The sequence below is a fragment of the Pseudomonas sp. R3-18-08 genome, assembly GCF_003852065.1.
In the GTDB taxonomy this organism is placed as follows: Bacteria; Pseudomonadota; Gammaproteobacteria; order Pseudomonadales; family Pseudomonadaceae; genus Aquipseudomonas.
On the sequence record NZ_CP027729.1, the window covers coordinates 5,109,324 to 5,125,400 of the forward strand.

Genomic DNA, 16,077 nt, shown 5'->3' on the forward strand with positions numbered 1-16,077 from the left:
TAGCGGCCTCACAAGTTCGGCGCAATCACCTGACACAACCGCGCCAGCGCTTCCAACATCTGTCCGCTGGGCCGTTCCAGGCCCTTGTCCGGGACCAAGCGCACGCGCGCCGTCATCGTTGGCCACACCTTCCAAGCCTCCAGTTGCGCCTGATCACCCACCAAAATCAGCTCGGGATCACGCTGCAACGCTGATTCGACACTGACCTGCGGCGCCGGCAGCGTGAGGTCGTCGAATACGTTACGCGCCCCGCACACCGTCAACGCATCACTGATGATCTGGCCACCGCCCACGGTGTACAGCGGCTGGTTCCATACCTGGTAAAACACCCGCACCGGCTCGGCGCGCTGATAGCGCTGGCGCAGGTAGGCGAGGCGTTGGCGCAGTTTGTCGGCAAGTACTCGGCCGGCCTCCCCGCGCCCCAATTGCTCGGCAATGGCTTGGACCTGAGCGGTCAGTTGTACAAGGCTATGGGGTTCGGCGATGTACACCGGTAGGTTCAAGCGCTGCAACTGCTCGCGCTGGGCCGCGCCGACGCTGCCGGGCCAGAGCAGGATCAGATCGGGCTTGAGGCTGAGCAGGCGTTCCATGTCCAACTGGCCGTAGCGGCCGACCGATGGCACGTTTGCCAATTGCGCCGGACGATCGCCGCCATCGAGCACGCCGACCAATAAATCAGCGGCACCCAGTTCGACCACGATTTCGGAAAGCGACGGCGCCAGGCTCACCACCCGCTCGACCGCCACCACCTGGGCGCTGAATACCAGCAGCAACGCCAACCCGTAGCGCTTCATCCCAACTGACGCGGTATGCGATAGAGGTAAAACAGCACCATTGTCGACAGCGCCAGCAAGAACAACGGCACCGCTTCCAGGCCGACGAACACCGCCAGCGCGCCGATCCAGGCCGGCAATGCTGCCACCAGCAAGGCCGTGCGCCGACGCGCCGCGAGGGCGATCCAGGCGGCGGGTTCTTCCGGGGTGTCGAGGGCTTTGGAGGTGGCGATCAGCGCGTGTTTATAGGCGTGAAAATAACGCAGGCTGAGAAACATCGAGGCCACGCCGGCGATAAACAACGGCATGGCCAGTACGGGAAGCAGGGACTCGGCACGGCCGAACACCAGGTTGATCACAAACAATGGCAGCAATGCCAGGGCCAGGTACTGCCACCAGTTGAAGGACAGTCGCCGTTTCACCTGGCCGCGGGTCACGCGCGGTCGACCTCGCCTTGATGCTCATTGCCCATCATGTGGTCGAGCTTGCTGGCTTTGGTGGCCAAGTAGAGTTTGTTGTGCGGGTTGTGCCCGGTGTGCAGCGGGACGCGCTCGGCCACGGTGATGCCCATTTCGGTCAAGGCTTTGACCTTGCGCGGGTTGTTGGTCATCAGGCGCAGGGATTTCACGCCCAGGTGCTCGAGCATCGGCAGGCAGATGGCGTAGTCACGCTGGTCGGCGGCAAAGCCCAGGCGCTCGTTGGCTTCCACGGTGTCGGCGCCGCCATCTTGCAATTCATAGGCGCGGATCTTGTTCAGCAGGCCGATGCCACGGCCCTCCTGTCGCAAGTACAGCAGAACGCCACGACCTTCACGGGCGATGGCCTGCAACGCGGCTTCCAATTGCGAACCGCAGTCACAGCGCTGGCTGAACAGCGCGTCGCCGGTCAGGCATTCGGAATGCACGCGGCCCAGCACCGGCGCACCATCAGCGATATCGCCCAGGCTGAGCACAACGTGCTCGCGCCCGGTGGCTTCTTCGAGAAAGCCATGCATGGTGAACGTGGCAAAGGGGGTAGGCAGCTTGGAAGCGGCGACGAAAACGACGGGCACCGTGTGCTCCTGATTTCAGATTTCACAGAGGCGGGCATTGTAACAGCCTGTTCCTACAGACGCTTAAGCTGAATGATCGCTGATAAAGATCAATAGGTTCGATTGGCCTTCGGCTTGGTTCTATGCAGGTCAGAAAGGATACGGCTGTTTCCAGCGTTCGAAAATCGGCTTCAACTCGCCGCTTTTCACCAGGGCAGTCATGCGCCGGTCGTAGACTTTCATCAATGCCCGCCCGCGTTCGTTATCGGCAAAGGCTATATAGAGCGGCAGTTCCATGATGTGGGTGAGGGTGAACCGGGACGGGTCGTCGGCCTGACTGAGCACGTACTTGGCTTCGGTGAGCGCCTCAATGTAGAAGTCTGCATGGCCGTATTGCAGCATTGCTAAAATGCCGCTGCGGCGCTGGATCTGGTTGAACCGGCGCACATTCGGCACATATTTCTCGTATTTATAGCCACGCACCCAAGCCAGGCGGTAATCACCGAGCGTCGCCAGGTTCGGCGTGGGCAACGTGGCCAGCCCGAGGGCATAGATAGGGTCGGAGTCGAACGGCCAGTGCGGGTACAGCACCTGGTCTGCTTCGTCGCGATAGACACCGACGCAGCCATCCACCTCGCCACGCTGGGCCAGGCCAATCGAGCGGGTATAGGGCGCGCTGTGGATTTGCAGGGTGACGCCTGCCGGTTCAAACACCCGGCGCAACACGTCCCAGGCCAGGCCGCTGCCATCTTTGCCGGTGTAGTCGTTCCACTCCTCGCTGGCCAGCATGATCTTGCCAGGCACCGGGGCTTCATCCGCCTGGAGCACAACGGTAAAGGCGCACAGCATGATCAGCAACCAGCGGCGCACACTCATAGTGACGGCTTCCTACGTGGAGATATTCATATGAAGGGTAGCCCAGCGCGCCGGCTACGGCAGCTCGCGGAAATGCTGATAGCCGTGCACTGCCGGGGTAATGTCCTGGCCGTGGCTGTCGAGCAGCGTCACGCCCTGCCCCGCTTCGGCCCGACCGATCACATGGATCGGCCAGCCATTGGCCCGCAACGGTGCCAGTTCGGCCTGGGGTAGCGTGAACACCAGCACATAGTCGTCGCCCCCACTCAACGCGGCCACACGGGCCTCGTCGTTGCCGACAAACGCCAGCAATGCCGCCGACAACGGCACCGCATCGCGCTCGATCAACAGGCCGACAGCCGATGCCCTGGCGATATGCCCGCAATCGGCCAATAACCCGTCGGAGATATCCATGGCCGAGGTTGCTTTACCGCGCAGGGCCAGGCCCAACGCCAGTTGCGGCTGCGGCGACCAATAGTGGGCGAGCAGCGGTTCGGCGATGGCGGCTGCCGCGCTGCGCTGACCCAATACCAGCGGCAAGGCCCCGGCCGCATTGCCCAACTCCCCACCGACGCACAGCAGGTCCCCCGGCCGCGCACCGCTGCGCGTCAAGGCAAGCCCGGCCGGCACGCGGCCAAACACGGTCAAGGTCAGGCTCAGCGGCCCGCGCGTGGTATCGCCGCCCACCAGGCCCACGTCGCAGCGTTGCGCCATGGCGTTCAAACCCTGGGCATAGCGTTGCAACCAGTCGGCATCGACGGTCGGCGTGGTCAGGGCAAGAGTAAACGCGAGGGGGTGGGCGCCCATGGCGGCCAAATCGCTCACCGCCACGGCCAGCGAGCGCTGGCCGAGCAGGAACGGGTCACACGGGTCGGCAAAGTGCACGCCGGCCACTAAGGTGTCTGTAGAAACTGCCAGCTGCTCTCCGGCAGGGAGCGCGAGCAAGGCGCAGTCGTCGCCGATCCCCAGGGCAATGCCTTCGCCGCCTTGCGCACAGGGCGCGGCGGCGAAGTAGTTGCGGATCAGCTCGAACTCGCCCACGGGACTCAAGCGCAAATCAGCGCTTGTGTTCCTTCACTTCGGCTTCACGCAGGCGCGGAGCCAGCTTGTCGAGCACGCCGTTGACAAACTTGTGGCCGTCGGTCGAACCGTAGACTTTCGCCAGTTCGATGCCTTCGTTGATCACCACGCGGTACGGTACGTCGACGCGCTTGAGCAGTTCCCAGGTGGACAGGCGCAATACGGCCAGTTCAACCGGGTCCAACTCTTCGAGGGTCAGGTCCAGGCATGGCGACAGCGCGGCGTCGATCTCGGTCAGGTTGGCCGGAACACCGTGCAGGATGTCGTGGAAGTAGCTCTGGTCGGCGAAGGTGAAATCGTTATCGACGCGAAATTGCGCTTCGATTTCGTTCAGCGAGGTACCGGCCATGTGGCGCTGGTACAGAGCCTGGGTCGCGAGCTGGCGGGCCGCGCGACGCTTTTCGCTTTTCGACGGTTTGCCGGCGTCGGCTGGACGCTCGTCGCGGGGGTTGAAACGATCGCTCTCGTCGGAAATCACTTGGCCTCCAACTGCGACAGCAGGCTGACCATTTCCAGGGCGGACAGGGCAGCTTCAGCGCCTTTGTTACCGGCCTTGGTGCCGGAACGCTCGATGGCTTGCTCGATGGAATCCACGGTCAGCACGCCGAACGCGACCGGCACGCCGAACTCCATGGACACCTGGGCCAGGCCCTTGGTGCATTCGCCCGCCACGTATTCGAAGTGCGGGGTACCGCCACGAATGACCGCGCCCAGGGCAATGATCGCCGCGTATTCACCCTGCTGGGCAACCTTTTGCGCAACCAGTGGAATTTCGAAGGCGCCAGGGGCACGGATAATGGTGATGTCGCTCTCGCTCACACCGTGGCGAACCAGGGCGTCAACGGCACCGCTTACCAGGCTTTCAACCACGAAGCTGTTGAAGCGGCCAACCACCAGGGCATAGCGGCCTTGGGGGGCGATGAAGGTACCTTCGATGGTCTTCAGGGTCATTCGACAAATCTCTTAAAGAGCCGGGACGCGAAAAGTGCGTCCCTCAGTGATGATTTAACCGCGAACAAGGGGCAAAAAATCGCCAGCCTTTATTCGGAGGGCACGTATTCTACAACTTCCAGATCGAAACCGGATATCGCATTAAATTTCATCGGTGCGCTCATCAGGCGCATTTTGCGCACACCGAGGTCGCGCAGGATCTGCGAACCGGCACCGACGATGCTGTAGGTGGTCGGTTTTTTCACCGGCGCGTGCTCCGCCGTTTCGCGGATATGCGCCAGCAACACGTCGCCATCCAGCGGGTGACCAAGCAACAGCACCACGCCACTGCCCGCCTGGGAAACCGCGGCCATGGCGGCGCGCAGGCTCCAGCGGCCGGGCTGCTTGACCATCAGCAAGTCGCGCAGCGGGTCCATGTTGTGCACGCGCACCAAGGTTGGCTCGTCGGCGCAGATATTGCCCAGGGTCAGGGCCATGTGCACGTCGCCTTCCACTGAATCACGGTAGGTCACCAAATTGAATTGGCCCAGTTCACTGTCCAGCGGCTGCTCGGCAATCCGCTGAACGGTACGTTCGTGGATCATGCGGTAGTGGATCAGGTCGGCAATGGTGCCGATCTTGAGGTTGTGTTCGGCGGCAAACGCTTCGAGTTCGCTGCGACGGGCCATGGTGCCGTCGTCGTTCATCACTTCACAGATGACGCCGCTCGGCTCGAACCCCGCCATGCGCGCCAGGTCGCAGGCCGCTTCGGTATGGCCGGCGCGGGCCAGGGTGCCGCCGGGTTGGGCCATCAGCGGAAAGATGTGGCCCGGGCTGACGATGTCTTCGGCCTTGGCATCCTTGGCGGCGGCGGCCTGCACGGTGCGGGCGCGGTCAGCGGCGGAGATGCCGGTGGTGACGCCGGTAGTGGCTTCAATCGATACGGTGAACTTGGTGCCGAACCCCGAGCCATTGCGCGGCGCCATCAATGGCAGCTTGAGCAATTCACAGCGTTCGCGGCTCATGGGCATGCAGATCAACCCACGGGCGTGCTTGGCCATGAAGTTGATGTGCTCAGGCAGGCAGGCCTCGGCGGCCATGATGATGTCGCCTTCGTTCTCGCGATCTTCGTCATCCATCAGGATGACCATCTTGCCTTGGCGGATGTCTTCAACCAGTTCTTCGATGCTATTGAGCGCCACGCGGCACCCCCTTGGTCAGGATTTCAGGTAGCCGTTAGCGGCCAGAAAACTTTCGGTGATGTTACCCGATGCAGGCTCTGCGGCCTTTTCGCCGAGCAACAGGCGCTCCAGGTAACGGGCAAGCAAGTCCACTTCCAGGTTCACCCGGCGACCTGGCTGGTAGGCGGCCATGATGGTTTCGCTGAGCGTGTGGGGAATGATGGTCAGTTCGAATTCGGCGCCATTGACGGCGTTCACGGTCAGGCTGGTGCCGTCGACGGTGATCGAGCCTTTGTGGGCGATGTACTTGGCCAGCTCCTTCGGCGCGCGGATACGAAATTCCACGGCGCGCGCGCTTTCGCTGCGCGCCACGACTTCGCCGACGCCATCGACATGGCCGCTGACCAGGTGGCCGCCCAGGCGCGTGGTCGGCGTCAGGGCTTTTTCCAGGTTGACCGGGCTGCCGGCCGCCAGATCGCTCATCGCGGTGCAGTCCAGGGTCTCGCGGCTGACATCGGCGGCAAAGCCATTGCCCGGCAGATCGACGACGGTCAGGCACACACCGCTGACGGCGATGCTGTCGCCCAGCTTGACGTCGCCTAAATCGAGCTTGCCGGTTTCAACCAGCAGGCGGATGTCGCCGCCCTTGGGGGTCATGGCGCGGATGCTGCCGATGGCTTCGATAATGCCGGTGAACATGTCGTGCTCCTGAAAACGGGGGGCTGACGCTTGCGCGCAGGCCGGGAATTATACGCTCGCTGCCGGCAGCGGGACGGCGGTGATTCGCCAGTCATCGCCAACCGCGCGCATGTCAGTGATCTTGAGGTGGGGGGCGTCGACGAGTTTCTCAAGCGGCCAGTCCAGCAAGGGCCGGGCAGCGGAGCCGAGGAACTTGCCGGCGACGAAAATCACGTATTCGTCGACCAGGCCCTGCTGGGCAAACGCGCCCGCCAGGCTTGGGCCCGCCTCCACCAGCACGTCGTTGACGCCACGGGCGGCCAGTGCCACCAACGCTGAACGCAGGTCGACCTGGCCCTCCACGCCCGGCACCACCAGGCACTCGGGTCCACGGGGGAACTGGTTTTCCGCGGTCACGCACGTGATGACCAACGCCGGGCCCGCCTTAAAGAAAGGTGCATTGAGCGGCACACGCAGGCGACCGTCGATCAATACGCGCAGCGGCGGACGCGACATGGCCAGGGCGGTGGTGTGTGCATCCAGGCCCAGCTCGGCGGCGCGCACGGTCAGGCGCGCGCCGTCGGCCAGCACCGTATCGGCGCCGGTCAGCACAACACTCGCTTCGGCGCGCAGGCGCTGGACGGCGGCGCGGGCGGCGGGGCCGGTGATCCATTGGCTTTCGCCGCTGGCCATTGCGGTGCGCCCGTCCAGGCTCATCGCCAGTTTGACCCGCACAAACGGCAGGCCCTGTTCCATGCGCTTGAGAAAGCCAGGGTTCAGCGCGCGCGCTTCAGATTCCAGCACGCCGCTACGAATCTCGATCCCGGCCTGGGCCAGGCGCTGCATGCCGCGCCCCGCCACTTCCGGGTTGGGGTCCTGCATGCCGGCTACTACCCGTGCCACACCGGCGCTCACCAGCGCATCGGCGCAGGGCGGCGTGCGGCCGTGGTGGCTGCACGGCTCGAGGGTCACGTACACCGTAGCGCCACGCGCCTTGTCACCGGCGGCGCGCAAGGCGTTAGGTTCGGCGTGGGGCTCGCCGGTGCGCTCATGCCAGCCTTCGCCGACAATCTGCCCATCGCGCACGATCACGCAGCCCACCCGTGGGTTGGGATGGGTGGTGTACAGGCCCTTGCGCGCCAATTCGAGGGCGCGGGCCATGTAATGGGCGTCGAGCACAGCCTGTTCAGCGGTCATTGTTTGGAAGGCTCACGGGCCAGGCGGTCGATTTCTTCGCGGAACTCATTGAGGTCCTGAAAGCGTCGATACACCGAGGCGAAACGGATATAGGCGACTTCATCGAGCTTTTGCAGCTCGCCCATCACCAGCTCGCCCACCACCAGGCTCTTGACCTCGCGCTCGCCGGTCGCGCGCAACTTGTGCTTGATATGCGCCAGCGCCGCTTCCAGCCGCTCGACACTCACCGGGCGTTTTTCCAGGGCGCGCTGCATACCGGCGCGCAGTTTTTCTTCGTCAAAAGGCTGGCGGCTGCCGTCGGACTTGATCAGACGTGGCAATACCAGTTCGGCGGTTTCGAAGGTGGTGAAACGCTCACCGCAGGCCAGGCATTCGCGCCGGCGACGCACTTGGTCGCCCTCGGCGACCAGACGCGAGTCGATGACCTTGGTGTCGTTGGCACCGCAGAAGGGACAGTGCATGGTTGGCAGGCAACAAAAAATGGGAGGGCCATGGTAGCGCATCCCCGTAGCAAGACAAGCCATAGCCTTTACGGTATATAGGCAGGCTTATATGTTTCATATTTTTAAGCCACGGATTTTGTCCTTTCTGGAGCCGTACATGCAGTTACGACCACTTGTTTTGATCACCCTGTTCAGTTTTCTGGTCGCCTGCAGCAGCGAAGCCCCCAAGCCTGCCGCGCCGCAGCCAACCCCTGCACAAGAGAAAAAAGTCCCCGGCATTGAAGACCTTGGCCCCCTGCCCGCCTACCAGCGTGAAATCAGCGGCAACCTGACCAACGTGCCGGCCGGCGCCGAAGTCGAAATGGCGCTGCTGGTGATCGACGACCGCTCGCGTCCGCAACAACTGCTTGCCAGCAGCGTGTTGACCGGCAACGGCAAGCCCCTGGCCTTTCGCCTGCGCTTCAACCCCGAAGCGTTCCCGGCCGGTGCGCGGGTGGAATTGCGCGCTCGCGCCAGCCAGTCCGGCCAGTTGATCCTGCACCTGCCCGCCGTGCGCATCACCCAGGCGATTACCCAGACCACCGGCCCCCTGCAGCTCGTCAAGGCACCATGACACCACCGCTGCACCTGCAGCGCGCCCTGAGCGAGTTGATCGGCGACGCACAGCTGGTGCCCTGCACGCTGCCGGGCACCGAACTGTCGTTGTGGCTGCTCGACGCCGGCAACATGGACCGCGCCTTCAGCCAGGAAGAAACCCGGCGCATCCTGCACGAGCCGCCCTACTGGAGCTTCTGCTGGGCCAGCGGGCTGGCGCTGGCGCGCTATCTGGCGGCGCATCCCGAGTGGGTCGCGGGCAAGCGCGTGCTGGATTTCGGCGCCGGTTCCGGCGTGGCCGCGATTGCAGCGGTCAAAGCCGGTGCACTGGAGGTGGTGGCCTGCGACCTTGATCCGCTGGCGCTGGCCGCTTGCCGGGCGAATGCCGAACTCAACGGGGTGGAACTGAGTTATTCGGCGGACTTCTTCACCGAAGCCGATCGCTTCGACCTGATCCTGGTGGCCGACGTGCTTTACGACCGCGCCAACCTGCCGCTGCTGGACCAGTTCCTGACCCGTGGCCGCGAAGCCCTGGTGGCCGATTCGCGGGTGCGCAACTTCCAGCACGCAAGTTATCAGCGCCTGGAAGTGCTGGACGCATTGACCCTGCCCGACCTGGCCGAGCCTTGGGAGTTTCGCAAGGTGAGCTTGTACCATTCGCGGCGCACTTGAGATCATCGCGGGCAAGCCCCCTGCCACATTTGACCGCGCTCGCTTTCAGCCAACCGCGCCAGCCCTTATAGTTGCCCCCATTCCCGCTTTATTCGAGACGCCTCATGAGTGAGCCCACGCCGTACATCTTCGACGTCACCACCGCCAACTTCGACCAGGCGGTGATTCAGAACTCTTTTGAAAAACCTGTGTTGGTGGATTTCTGGGCCGAGTGGTGCGCGCCGTGCAAGGCGCTGATGCCGATGCTGGCGCAGATTGCCGAGAGTTATCGCGGCGAATTGCTGTTGGCCAAGGTCGATTGCGAGGCCGAGCAGGACATCGTTGCGCGTTTTGGTATTCAAAGCCTGCCGACCGTGGTGCTGTTCAAGGACGGTCAGCCGGTGGATGGGTTTGCCGGGGCGCAGCCGGAGTCGGCGGTGCGGGCGATGCTCGAGCCCCATGTGCAGATGCCACCACCGGCTGCGGCGGATCCGTTGGAACAGGCACAAGCGTTGTTCGCCGAAGGCCGCATCAGCGATGCCGAAGCCGTGCTGGTGGCGCTGCTGGGCGAAGACAACACCAACGCCGCCGCGCTGATCCTGTACGCGCGCTGCCTGGCCGAGCGCGGCGAACTGGATGAAGCACAAACCGTGCTGGACGCCGTAAAAGGCGATGACCACAAAGCTGCCCTCGCCGGGGCCAAGGCGCAAATCACCTTCCTGCGCCAGGCGGCCGACCTGCCGGACGCCGCCGACCTGAAAAGCCGCCTGGCGCAGAACCCGCAGGATGACGAAGCGGCCTATCAGTTGAGCATTCACCAACTGGCGCGCCAGCAATACGACGCCGCGCTGGAAGGCCTGCTCAAACTGTTTATCCGCAATCGCAGCTACAGCGAAGGCCTGCCGCACAAGACCTTGCTGCAGGTGTTCGAGCTGCTGGGCAACGATCACCCGCTGGTCACGGCGTACCGCCGCAAATTGTTCGCTGCGCTCTACTAACCTCACCCTGTAGGAGCGAGCTTGCTCGCGAAAATCGTCAACGATGACGCGAACATCCTGGATCAACGCGGCGCCTATGCGTTTTTCGCGAGCAAGCTCGCTCCTACAAAGCGTCGATCCAGCTGTACAGCGGCGTATCCCCGCCGCTGGTCACCTTCACCTTGGCGCTGTGGCGCAGGCGCACCAGCAGGCGCTTGCCCGCCGCCGCATCGCCGGCCAGGCCTTCCAGTTGATCCAGTAACTCCAAGCCGCTGAGCTGCCCGGCGTTGCGCAACACGTCTTGGGCGCCTTGCCACAGATCGTCGTTCTGCCTGGCCGGCACCACGCTGGGCGCGCTCTGCGCCGGGGCTGCCTGCAACTGCGCGCCCAACCGCGCCCAATCGCCGTCGTCCAGCTCCAGGGTCAAGTCCACCGGCAGGTCGCCGACGGTTCCACGAATTCGCAACATCGTCCTTACTCCTGCATTTTTTCTGACGGGCATGCTCCCATGCAGCTTGCGCAACGCCAAGCGGGCGGTCAAACTCTCGGCACCAGTGTTATAAGATCACATAACAAAACTTTCATCTTTGGAGTCCTGTCATGCGCCGTCTGCTGCTCGCTTTGCCGTTTGCCCTGCTGCCACTGGCGGTCGCTCATGCTCATGAAGACCACGACCATGAGCACGCCAGCCTCGGTGCCCATGAACATGGCGTGGGCCGTCTCAATGCGGTGCTCGACGGCCAGTCCCTGGAGCTTGAACTGGACAGCCCGGCCATGAACCTGGTGGGTTTCGAACACGTCGCGACCAGTGCCGCCGACAAGGCCAAAGTCGCCGCTGCGCGCAAACAGCTGGAAAGCCCGCTGGTGTTGTTCAAGCTGCCCAAGGCCGCCGGTTGCGTCGTCAGCTCCCAGGAACTCAACAGCCCGCTGTTCGGCGACAAACCAGAAGCCGATCACGATGACGACGATGGCGATGACAATGACCACGCCACCGACGGCAAAGGCGTCGCCGCCCACGAACACCATCACGACCACAGCGAAATCCACGCCCACTACCAGTTCACCTGCGCCACGCCAGAGGCACTGAGTAACCTGGACCTGAGCCAAGTGTTCAAGACCTTTCCCGCCACCCAGAAGATTCAGGTACAACTGATCGGCCCGAGCGGCCAGCAAGGTATTGACGCGACCGCCACTGCAGCCACCCTGAAGTTCTGAGTTCACATGACCCATGCATTGATCCAACTGTCCGACCTGGGTTTCAACTGGCCCGGTCACCCGCAGTTGCTGGACATCCCCGCGTTCCGCCTGGAGCCGGGGGAAACCCTGTTCCTCAAGGGCCCCAGCGGCAGTGGCAAAACCACCTTGCTCGGACTGCTCGGCGGTGTGCAGACGCCCAGCCGGGGCAGTATCCGCCTGCTCGGCCAGGAGCTGACCGAACTCTCGGCTGGCGCCCGTGACCGGTTCCGGGTGGACCACACCGGCTATATCTTCCAGCAGTTCAACCTGCTGCCGTTTTTGTCGGTGCGCGAGAACGTTGAGCTGCCGTGCCACTTTTCCAAATTGCGCGCACAGCGGGCGATCCAGCGCCACGGCAGTGTCGACCAGGCCGCGGCGACCTTGCTGGCACACCTGGGCCTGAAAGACCCGGACCTGCTCGAGCGCCGCGCCGACTCGCTGTCCATCGGCCAGCAACAACGGGTGGCCGCCGCCCGTGCGCTGATCGGCCAACCGGAACTGGTGATCGCCGACGAACCCACCTCGGCCCTCGACTACGACGCGCGCGAAGCATTCATTCAGTTGCTGTTCGCCGAATGCCGCGACGCCGGGGCCAGCCTGTTGTTTGTCAGCCACGACCAAAGCCTGGCGCCGCTGTTCGACCGCAACCTGTCGCTGGCCGAACTCAATCGCGCCGCCACGCCCGCAGAGGTTTGAGATGTATCTGTTTCGTCTAGCCATGGCCAGCCTGGCTAACCGCCGCTTTACCGCGATCCTCACCGCCTTCGCCATCGCGCTTTCCGTGTGCTTGTTGCTCGCGGTGGAACGCGTGCGCGTGGAAGCGCGCAACAGCTTCGCCAGCACCATCAGCGGCACCGACCTGATCGTCGGTGCTCGCTCGGGCTCGGTGAACCTGCTGCTGTACTCGGTGTTCCGCATCGGCAACGCCACCAATAACATCCGCTGGGACAGCTACGAGCACTTCGCCGCCAGCCCCCAGGTGAAGTGGGCGATCCCGATTTCCCTCGGCGATTCCCATCGCGGTTACCGGGTGATGGGCACCAACGAATCGTACTTCGAGCATTACCAGTACGGACGCAAACAAAACCTCGAGCTGGCCAGCGGCCGCGCCTTTGCCACCGACCCGTTCGAGGTGGTGCTCGGTGCCGAAGTGGCCGATGCACTGCGCTACAAACTTGGCGACAAGCTGGTGCTGGCCCATGGCGTGGCGGTGGTCAGCCTGGTCAAGCACGATGACAAGCCTTTCACCGTGGTCGGCATCCTCAAGCGCACCGGCACGCCGGTAGACCGCACGCTGCATATCAGCCTCGGTGGCATGGAGGCGATCCACATCGACTGGCACAACGGCGTGCCGGCCCAGGGCAAAGGCCGTATCAGTGCCGACCAGGCGCGCAATATGGACCTCACGCCGCAAGCCATCACCGCCTTCATGCTCGGCTTGAACAACAAGATTTCCACCTTCGCCCTGCAGCGGGAAATCAATGAATTCCGTGGCGAGCCGATGCTGGCGATTCTGCCGGGCGTGGCGCTGCAAGAGCTGTGGAGCATGATGGGCACGGCCGAAAAAGCCTTGTTCGTGATTTCGCTGTTCGTGGTGCTGACCGGTTTGATCGGCATGCTCACGGCGATCCTCACCAGCCTCAACGAACGCCGCCGCGAAATGGCGATCCTGCGCTCGGTGGGCGCACGGCCGTGGCATATCGCAACGCTGCTGATCTTCGAGGCTTTCGCTTTGGCCCTGGCCGGCGTGGTGGCAGGTCTGGGTTTGCTGTACCTGTGCATTGCCGCATCGCGGGGCTATTTGCAGGCCAACTACGGCCTGGACCTGCCGATGGCGTGGCCGGGCGAATATGAGTGGACGTTGCTCGCCGGTATCCTGGCGGCGGCGTTATTGATGGGCAGCGTGCCCGCATGGCGTGCCTATCGCCAGTCGTTGGCCGATGGCCTGTCCATCCGTTTATGAGGAAGCTGTCGATGCGTCGTGCCCTGTTTGCCTTGCTACTGCTGGTGGCCGTGCCTGCCTGGGCCGAGGAGCAGCCCAGGGATTTGTCGTGGCAGGAAATGATCCCGCCGGATGCGCCACCGGAAGTGCCCAACATGAAACCGCTGCATGACCTCTCGAACATGGCCGATGCTTTGTCCGTCGAGGCCGCGCCGGCTGCCAGGCAGGACTTGCCCAACGCGCCGGTGGTACAGAGCCTGGACGGCCAGCACATTCGCCTGCCGGGCTACATCGTGCCGCTGGAGGTGAGCGAAGAAGGCCGCACCACCGAGTTCCTGTTGGTGCCGTATTTCGGCGCGTGCATCCATGTTCCGCCGCCGCCGTCGAACCAGATCGTGCATGTGAAAAGCGAAGTCGGCGTGAAACTCGATGAGCTGTACCAGCCGTACTGGATCGAAGGCGCGATGCAGGTCAAGCCGTCGTCCAGTGAGTTGGCCGACGCCGGTTACCAGATGGATGCCGAGAAGATTTATATGTACGAACTGGAGGAATAGCCCCTACCTGCAAGCACACCGCAGATCAAAATGTGGGAGGGGGCTTGCTCCCGATAGCAGAGTGCCAGTCAACAGAGTTATTGGCTGACCCACCGCCATCGGGAGCAAGCCCCCTCCCACAGTTTTTACCGCGTGGTTGCCCTTTCATTGAGCTGAGTCAACAGATCGAGCGGAACGATCTTTACCATTGGACGTACAACTTTTAACGTCCTTTTGGAGCTCCCATGAACAAGTCCCTGCTCGGCGCGTCCCTGTTCGCGCTCGCCCTCGTCGCCCCTGTCGCTCACGCTCACCAAGCGGGCGACATCCTGATTCGCGCCGGTGCAATCACGGTGAATCCGAAGGCCGACAGCAGCAGCGTCAAGGTTGACCAGGGCCCATTGGCGGGCACCAACCTGGGCGGCAAGGCGACCATGAGCAGCGACACCCAACTGGGCTTGAACTTCGCCTACATGCTCACCGATCACGTCGGTATCGAACTGCTGGCCGCCACGCCGTTCGAGCATGACGTAAAAATCAAGAACACCGCCCTCGGCGCCGCCAACGGCAAGCTCGGCACGCTGAAACATCTGCCGCCGACCTTGAGCGTTGTGTACTACCCGCTGGATCACCAGTCGGCGTTCCAACCGTATGTGGGCGCCGGTATCAACTACACCTGGATCTACGACGAGCACGTCGGCAGCCGCGCCGAGCAAGCCGGCTTCAGCAACTTCAAGGCCGAGAATTCCTGGGGCTGGGCCGCGCAGATCGGCGCCGATTACATGATCAACGACAAATGGATGATCAACGCCCAGGCGCGCTATATCGATATCAGCACCAAGGCGACGGTGGATAACAACGCGTTGGGCCAGGGCACTCGGGCCAAGGTCAACGTGGACGTCGACCCGATGGTCTACATGGTGGGTATCGGCTACAAGTTCTAAGCAACACGCATAACCAAAATGTGGGAGGGGGCTTGCCCCCGATGGCGGTGGATCAGTCAATGAATCTGTTGACTGACACTCTGCTATCGGGGGCAAGCCCCCTCCACATTGGGTTCTGTGTTGTTTTCAGGTGTGGCGGTAGAAGCGGTCAAGCAGCGCCGGCAAGCCCGCACGCCACGCCCGTGGCTTGATGCCAAAGGTGTGCAGGATTTTCTTGCAGGCCAGCACCGCGTGTTGCGGTTCTTCGGCCGCATCCGGCCGCGCCGCGTGGGCCTGGGCGGTCGGCGACTCGATGGCCAGCGGGTGGAAGTTGCGCGCTTCGGTGAGGATCGCCTGGCCCAGCGCCAGCGGTGTGGTCGCCTCGTGGCCGGCGTAGTGGTAGGTGCCCCATAGCGGCGCCGCGCAATCGAGTTGCTTGAGCACGGAAATGATCACCCGCGCCGCATCGTCCACCGGCGTCGGGTTGCCGCGACGGTCGTCCGCCATCAGTAATTCATCCGGCTGTTCGGCCCGGGCCAGGAAGCGCCCGAGGGTGCCGTCGACGCTGTCATCGAGCAGCCAGCCAAACCGCAACAGCACATGTTGCGGGCAGGTGGCGCGTACGCTCTGCTCGATACGCCACAACGCCTGGCCGCGCAGGCCCAGGGGCACCGGCTCGTCTTTTTCGCTGTAGGCGGTGGCGCGGGAACCGTCGAACACGCGGTAGCTGGACGGTTGCAGCAGGGTAATGCTGTGGTGCTGGCACAACTCGGCCAGGCGTTCGATGGCGAATTCCTGGGAAGCCAGGCGGGTTTCGCTGACCGCTTCGGCCTGGAACCAGTCGAAATAGTAGGCGAGGTTGATCAACGCATCGGGACGGGTGTCGTCGAGCAACTGGGTGAGGCTTGCGGCATCCCAGCCGTCTTGGGGCGGTTTGGGGGCGAGGAAACCGATGTCTTCCTCTGCACCGAGGCGAATCAGCGCCTGCCCGAGGGCATTCCCGCCGCCCAGTAACATAAGGCGCATTCGCATAGATTGAGCAGGCCCGGTCTGT

The 16,077-nt window shown here is 63.4% G+C and carries 21 protein-coding genes; 8 read left to right on the top strand and 13 right to left on the bottom strand.

The window, feature by feature from the left end; genetic code table 11:
* Positions 1–8 precede the first annotated feature (8 nt).
* The 11 genes from C4J92_RS23475 to nrdR form a co-directional block, all read right to left on the bottom strand.
* A complete protein-coding gene (locus C4J92_RS23475) occupies positions 9–794 on the bottom strand; it encodes a cobalamin-binding protein (protein WP_124405406.1) in 786 nt (261 codons plus the stop codon).
* Positions 791–1,210, bottom strand: a complete 420-nt coding sequence (locus tag C4J92_RS23480) for a nuclear FMR1 interacting 1 family protein (RefSeq protein ID WP_124364584.1) — start codon at positions 1,208–1,210, stop codon at positions 791–793. The genes C4J92_RS23475 and C4J92_RS23480 overlap by 4 nt, the downstream gene beginning before the upstream one ends.
* Positions 1,207–1,824 (bottom strand): GTP cyclohydrolase II, encoded by a 618-nt coding sequence (gene ribA, locus C4J92_RS23485; RefSeq protein ID WP_057724861.1) that lies wholly within the window; start codon positions 1,822–1,824, stop codon positions 1,207–1,209. The genes C4J92_RS23480 and ribA overlap by 4 nt, the downstream gene beginning before the upstream one ends.
* A gap of 129 nt (positions 1,825–1,953) precedes the next feature.
* On the bottom strand, positions 1,954–2,679 hold the full coding sequence (locus C4J92_RS23490) for an ABC transporter substrate-binding protein (RefSeq protein WP_124405407.1): 726 nt from the start codon (positions 2,677–2,679) through the stop codon (positions 1,954–1,956).
* Positions 2,680–2,733: 54 nt separating this feature from the next.
* Positions 2,734–3,699, bottom strand: a complete 966-nt coding sequence (gene thiL / locus C4J92_RS23495) for a thiamine-phosphate kinase (protein ID WP_124405851.1) — start codon at positions 3,697–3,699, stop codon at positions 2,734–2,736.
* A gap of 16 nt (positions 3,700–3,715) precedes the next feature.
* Positions 3,716–4,216: a transcription antitermination factor NusB gene (nusB, locus tag C4J92_RS23500; protein ID WP_101273191.1), complete on the bottom strand. Its 501-nt coding sequence runs from the start codon at positions 4,214–4,216 to the stop codon at positions 3,716–3,718.
* Positions 4,213–4,689 (bottom strand): 6,7-dimethyl-8-ribityllumazine synthase, encoded by a 477-nt coding sequence (gene ribE, locus C4J92_RS23505; RefSeq protein WP_122539990.1) that lies wholly within the window; start codon positions 4,687–4,689, stop codon positions 4,213–4,215. Before ribE ends, nusB begins: the two co-directional genes overlap by 4 nt.
* 89 nt (positions 4,690–4,778) lie before the next feature.
* Complete coding sequence (gene ribBA / locus C4J92_RS23510) at positions 4,779–5,870, bottom strand: bifunctional 3,4-dihydroxy-2-butanone-4-phosphate synthase/GTP cyclohydrolase II (protein WP_124372009.1); 1,092 nt, start codon at positions 5,868–5,870, stop codon at positions 4,779–4,781.
* A 15-nt stretch (positions 5,871–5,885) separates the two neighbouring features.
* The gene (locus C4J92_RS23515; RefSeq protein ID WP_124405408.1) at positions 5,886–6,548 is read right to left on the bottom strand and encodes a riboflavin synthase; all 663 of its coding nucleotides are present in this window, start codon (positions 6,546–6,548) and stop codon (positions 5,886–5,888) included.
* 48 nt (positions 6,549–6,596) lie between these two features.
* The gene (gene ribD / locus C4J92_RS23520; protein WP_124405409.1) at positions 6,597–7,724 is read right to left on the bottom strand and encodes a bifunctional diaminohydroxyphosphoribosylaminopyrimidine deaminase/5-amino-6-(5-phosphoribosylamino)uracil reductase RibD; all 1,128 of its coding nucleotides are present in this window, start codon (positions 7,722–7,724) and stop codon (positions 6,597–6,599) included.
* Positions 7,721–8,185 (bottom strand): transcriptional regulator NrdR, encoded by a 465-nt coding sequence (gene nrdR, locus C4J92_RS23525; protein WP_124364590.1) that lies wholly within the window; start codon positions 8,183–8,185, stop codon positions 7,721–7,723. Before nrdR ends, ribD begins: the two co-directional genes overlap by 4 nt.
* A gap of 139 nt (positions 8,186–8,324) precedes the next feature.
* Here nrdR and C4J92_RS23530 point away from each other — a divergent pair, with 139 nt between their 5' ends.
* The 3 genes from C4J92_RS23530 to trxA all read left to right on the top strand — a co-directional run bounded on the left by C4J92_RS23530 (position 8,325) and on the right by trxA (position 10,410).
* Positions 8,325–8,780: a YbaY family lipoprotein gene (locus tag C4J92_RS23530; protein ID WP_124364591.1), complete on the top strand. Its 456-nt coding sequence runs from the start codon at positions 8,325–8,327 to the stop codon at positions 8,778–8,780.
* Positions 8,777–9,433 carry a methyltransferase gene (locus C4J92_RS23535; protein ID WP_124405410.1) on the top strand — a complete coding sequence of 219 codons (657 nt, stop codon included), beginning with the start codon at positions 8,777–8,779 and terminating at the stop codon, positions 9,431–9,433. The genes C4J92_RS23530 and C4J92_RS23535 overlap by 4 nt, the downstream gene beginning before the upstream one ends.
* A 104-nt stretch (positions 9,434–9,537) precedes the next feature.
* Positions 9,538–10,410 carry a thioredoxin gene (gene trxA, locus C4J92_RS23540; RefSeq protein WP_124364593.1) on the top strand — a complete coding sequence of 291 codons (873 nt, stop codon included), beginning with the start codon at positions 9,538–9,540 and terminating at the stop codon, positions 10,408–10,410.
* 103 nt (positions 10,411–10,513) lie between these two features.
* Here trxA and C4J92_RS23545 read toward each other — a convergent pair whose 3' ends face one another.
* Entirely contained in the window at positions 10,514–10,858 is a 345-nt protein-coding gene (locus C4J92_RS23545; RefSeq protein WP_124405411.1) for a hypothetical protein, read from the bottom strand.
* Between the two features lie 131 nt (positions 10,859–10,989).
* Between C4J92_RS23545 and C4J92_RS23550 the strand changes: the two genes are divergently transcribed.
* The 5 genes from C4J92_RS23550 to C4J92_RS23570 all read left to right on the top strand — a co-directional run bounded on the left by C4J92_RS23550 (position 10,990) and on the right by C4J92_RS23570 (position 15,044).
* Positions 10,990–11,604, top strand: a complete 615-nt coding sequence (locus C4J92_RS23550) for a DUF2796 domain-containing protein (RefSeq protein WP_124364595.1) — start codon at positions 10,990–10,992, stop codon at positions 11,602–11,604.
* A gap of 6 nt (positions 11,605–11,610) precedes the next feature.
* Positions 11,611–12,321 (top strand): ABC transporter ATP-binding protein, encoded by a 711-nt coding sequence (locus tag C4J92_RS23555; protein ID WP_124368516.1) that lies wholly within the window; start codon positions 11,611–11,613, stop codon positions 12,319–12,321.
* Between the two features lies 1 nt (position 12,322).
* Entirely contained in the window at positions 12,323–13,588 is a 1,266-nt protein-coding gene (locus C4J92_RS23560; RefSeq protein WP_124405412.1) for an ABC transporter permease, read from the top strand.
* An 11-nt stretch (positions 13,589–13,599) separates the two neighbouring features.
* Complete coding sequence (locus tag C4J92_RS23565) at positions 13,600–14,121, top strand: DUF3299 domain-containing protein (RefSeq protein WP_124364598.1); 522 nt, start codon at positions 13,600–13,602, stop codon at positions 14,119–14,121.
* Positions 14,122–14,345: 224 nt separating this feature from the next.
* Positions 14,346–15,044, top strand: a complete 699-nt coding sequence (locus tag C4J92_RS23570; RefSeq protein WP_124368519.1) for an OmpW family protein — start codon at positions 14,346–14,348, stop codon at positions 15,042–15,044.
* A 126-nt stretch (positions 15,045–15,170) separates the two neighbouring features.
* On the opposite strand, the gene C4J92_RS23575 is transcribed toward C4J92_RS23570, so the two are convergent.
* Positions 15,171–16,055, bottom strand: coding sequence for a sugar nucleotide-binding protein (locus C4J92_RS23575; protein WP_124364600.1), 885 nt, complete (start codon positions 16,053–16,055; stop codon positions 15,171–15,173).
* Between the last annotated feature and the right edge of the window lie 22 nt (positions 16,056–16,077).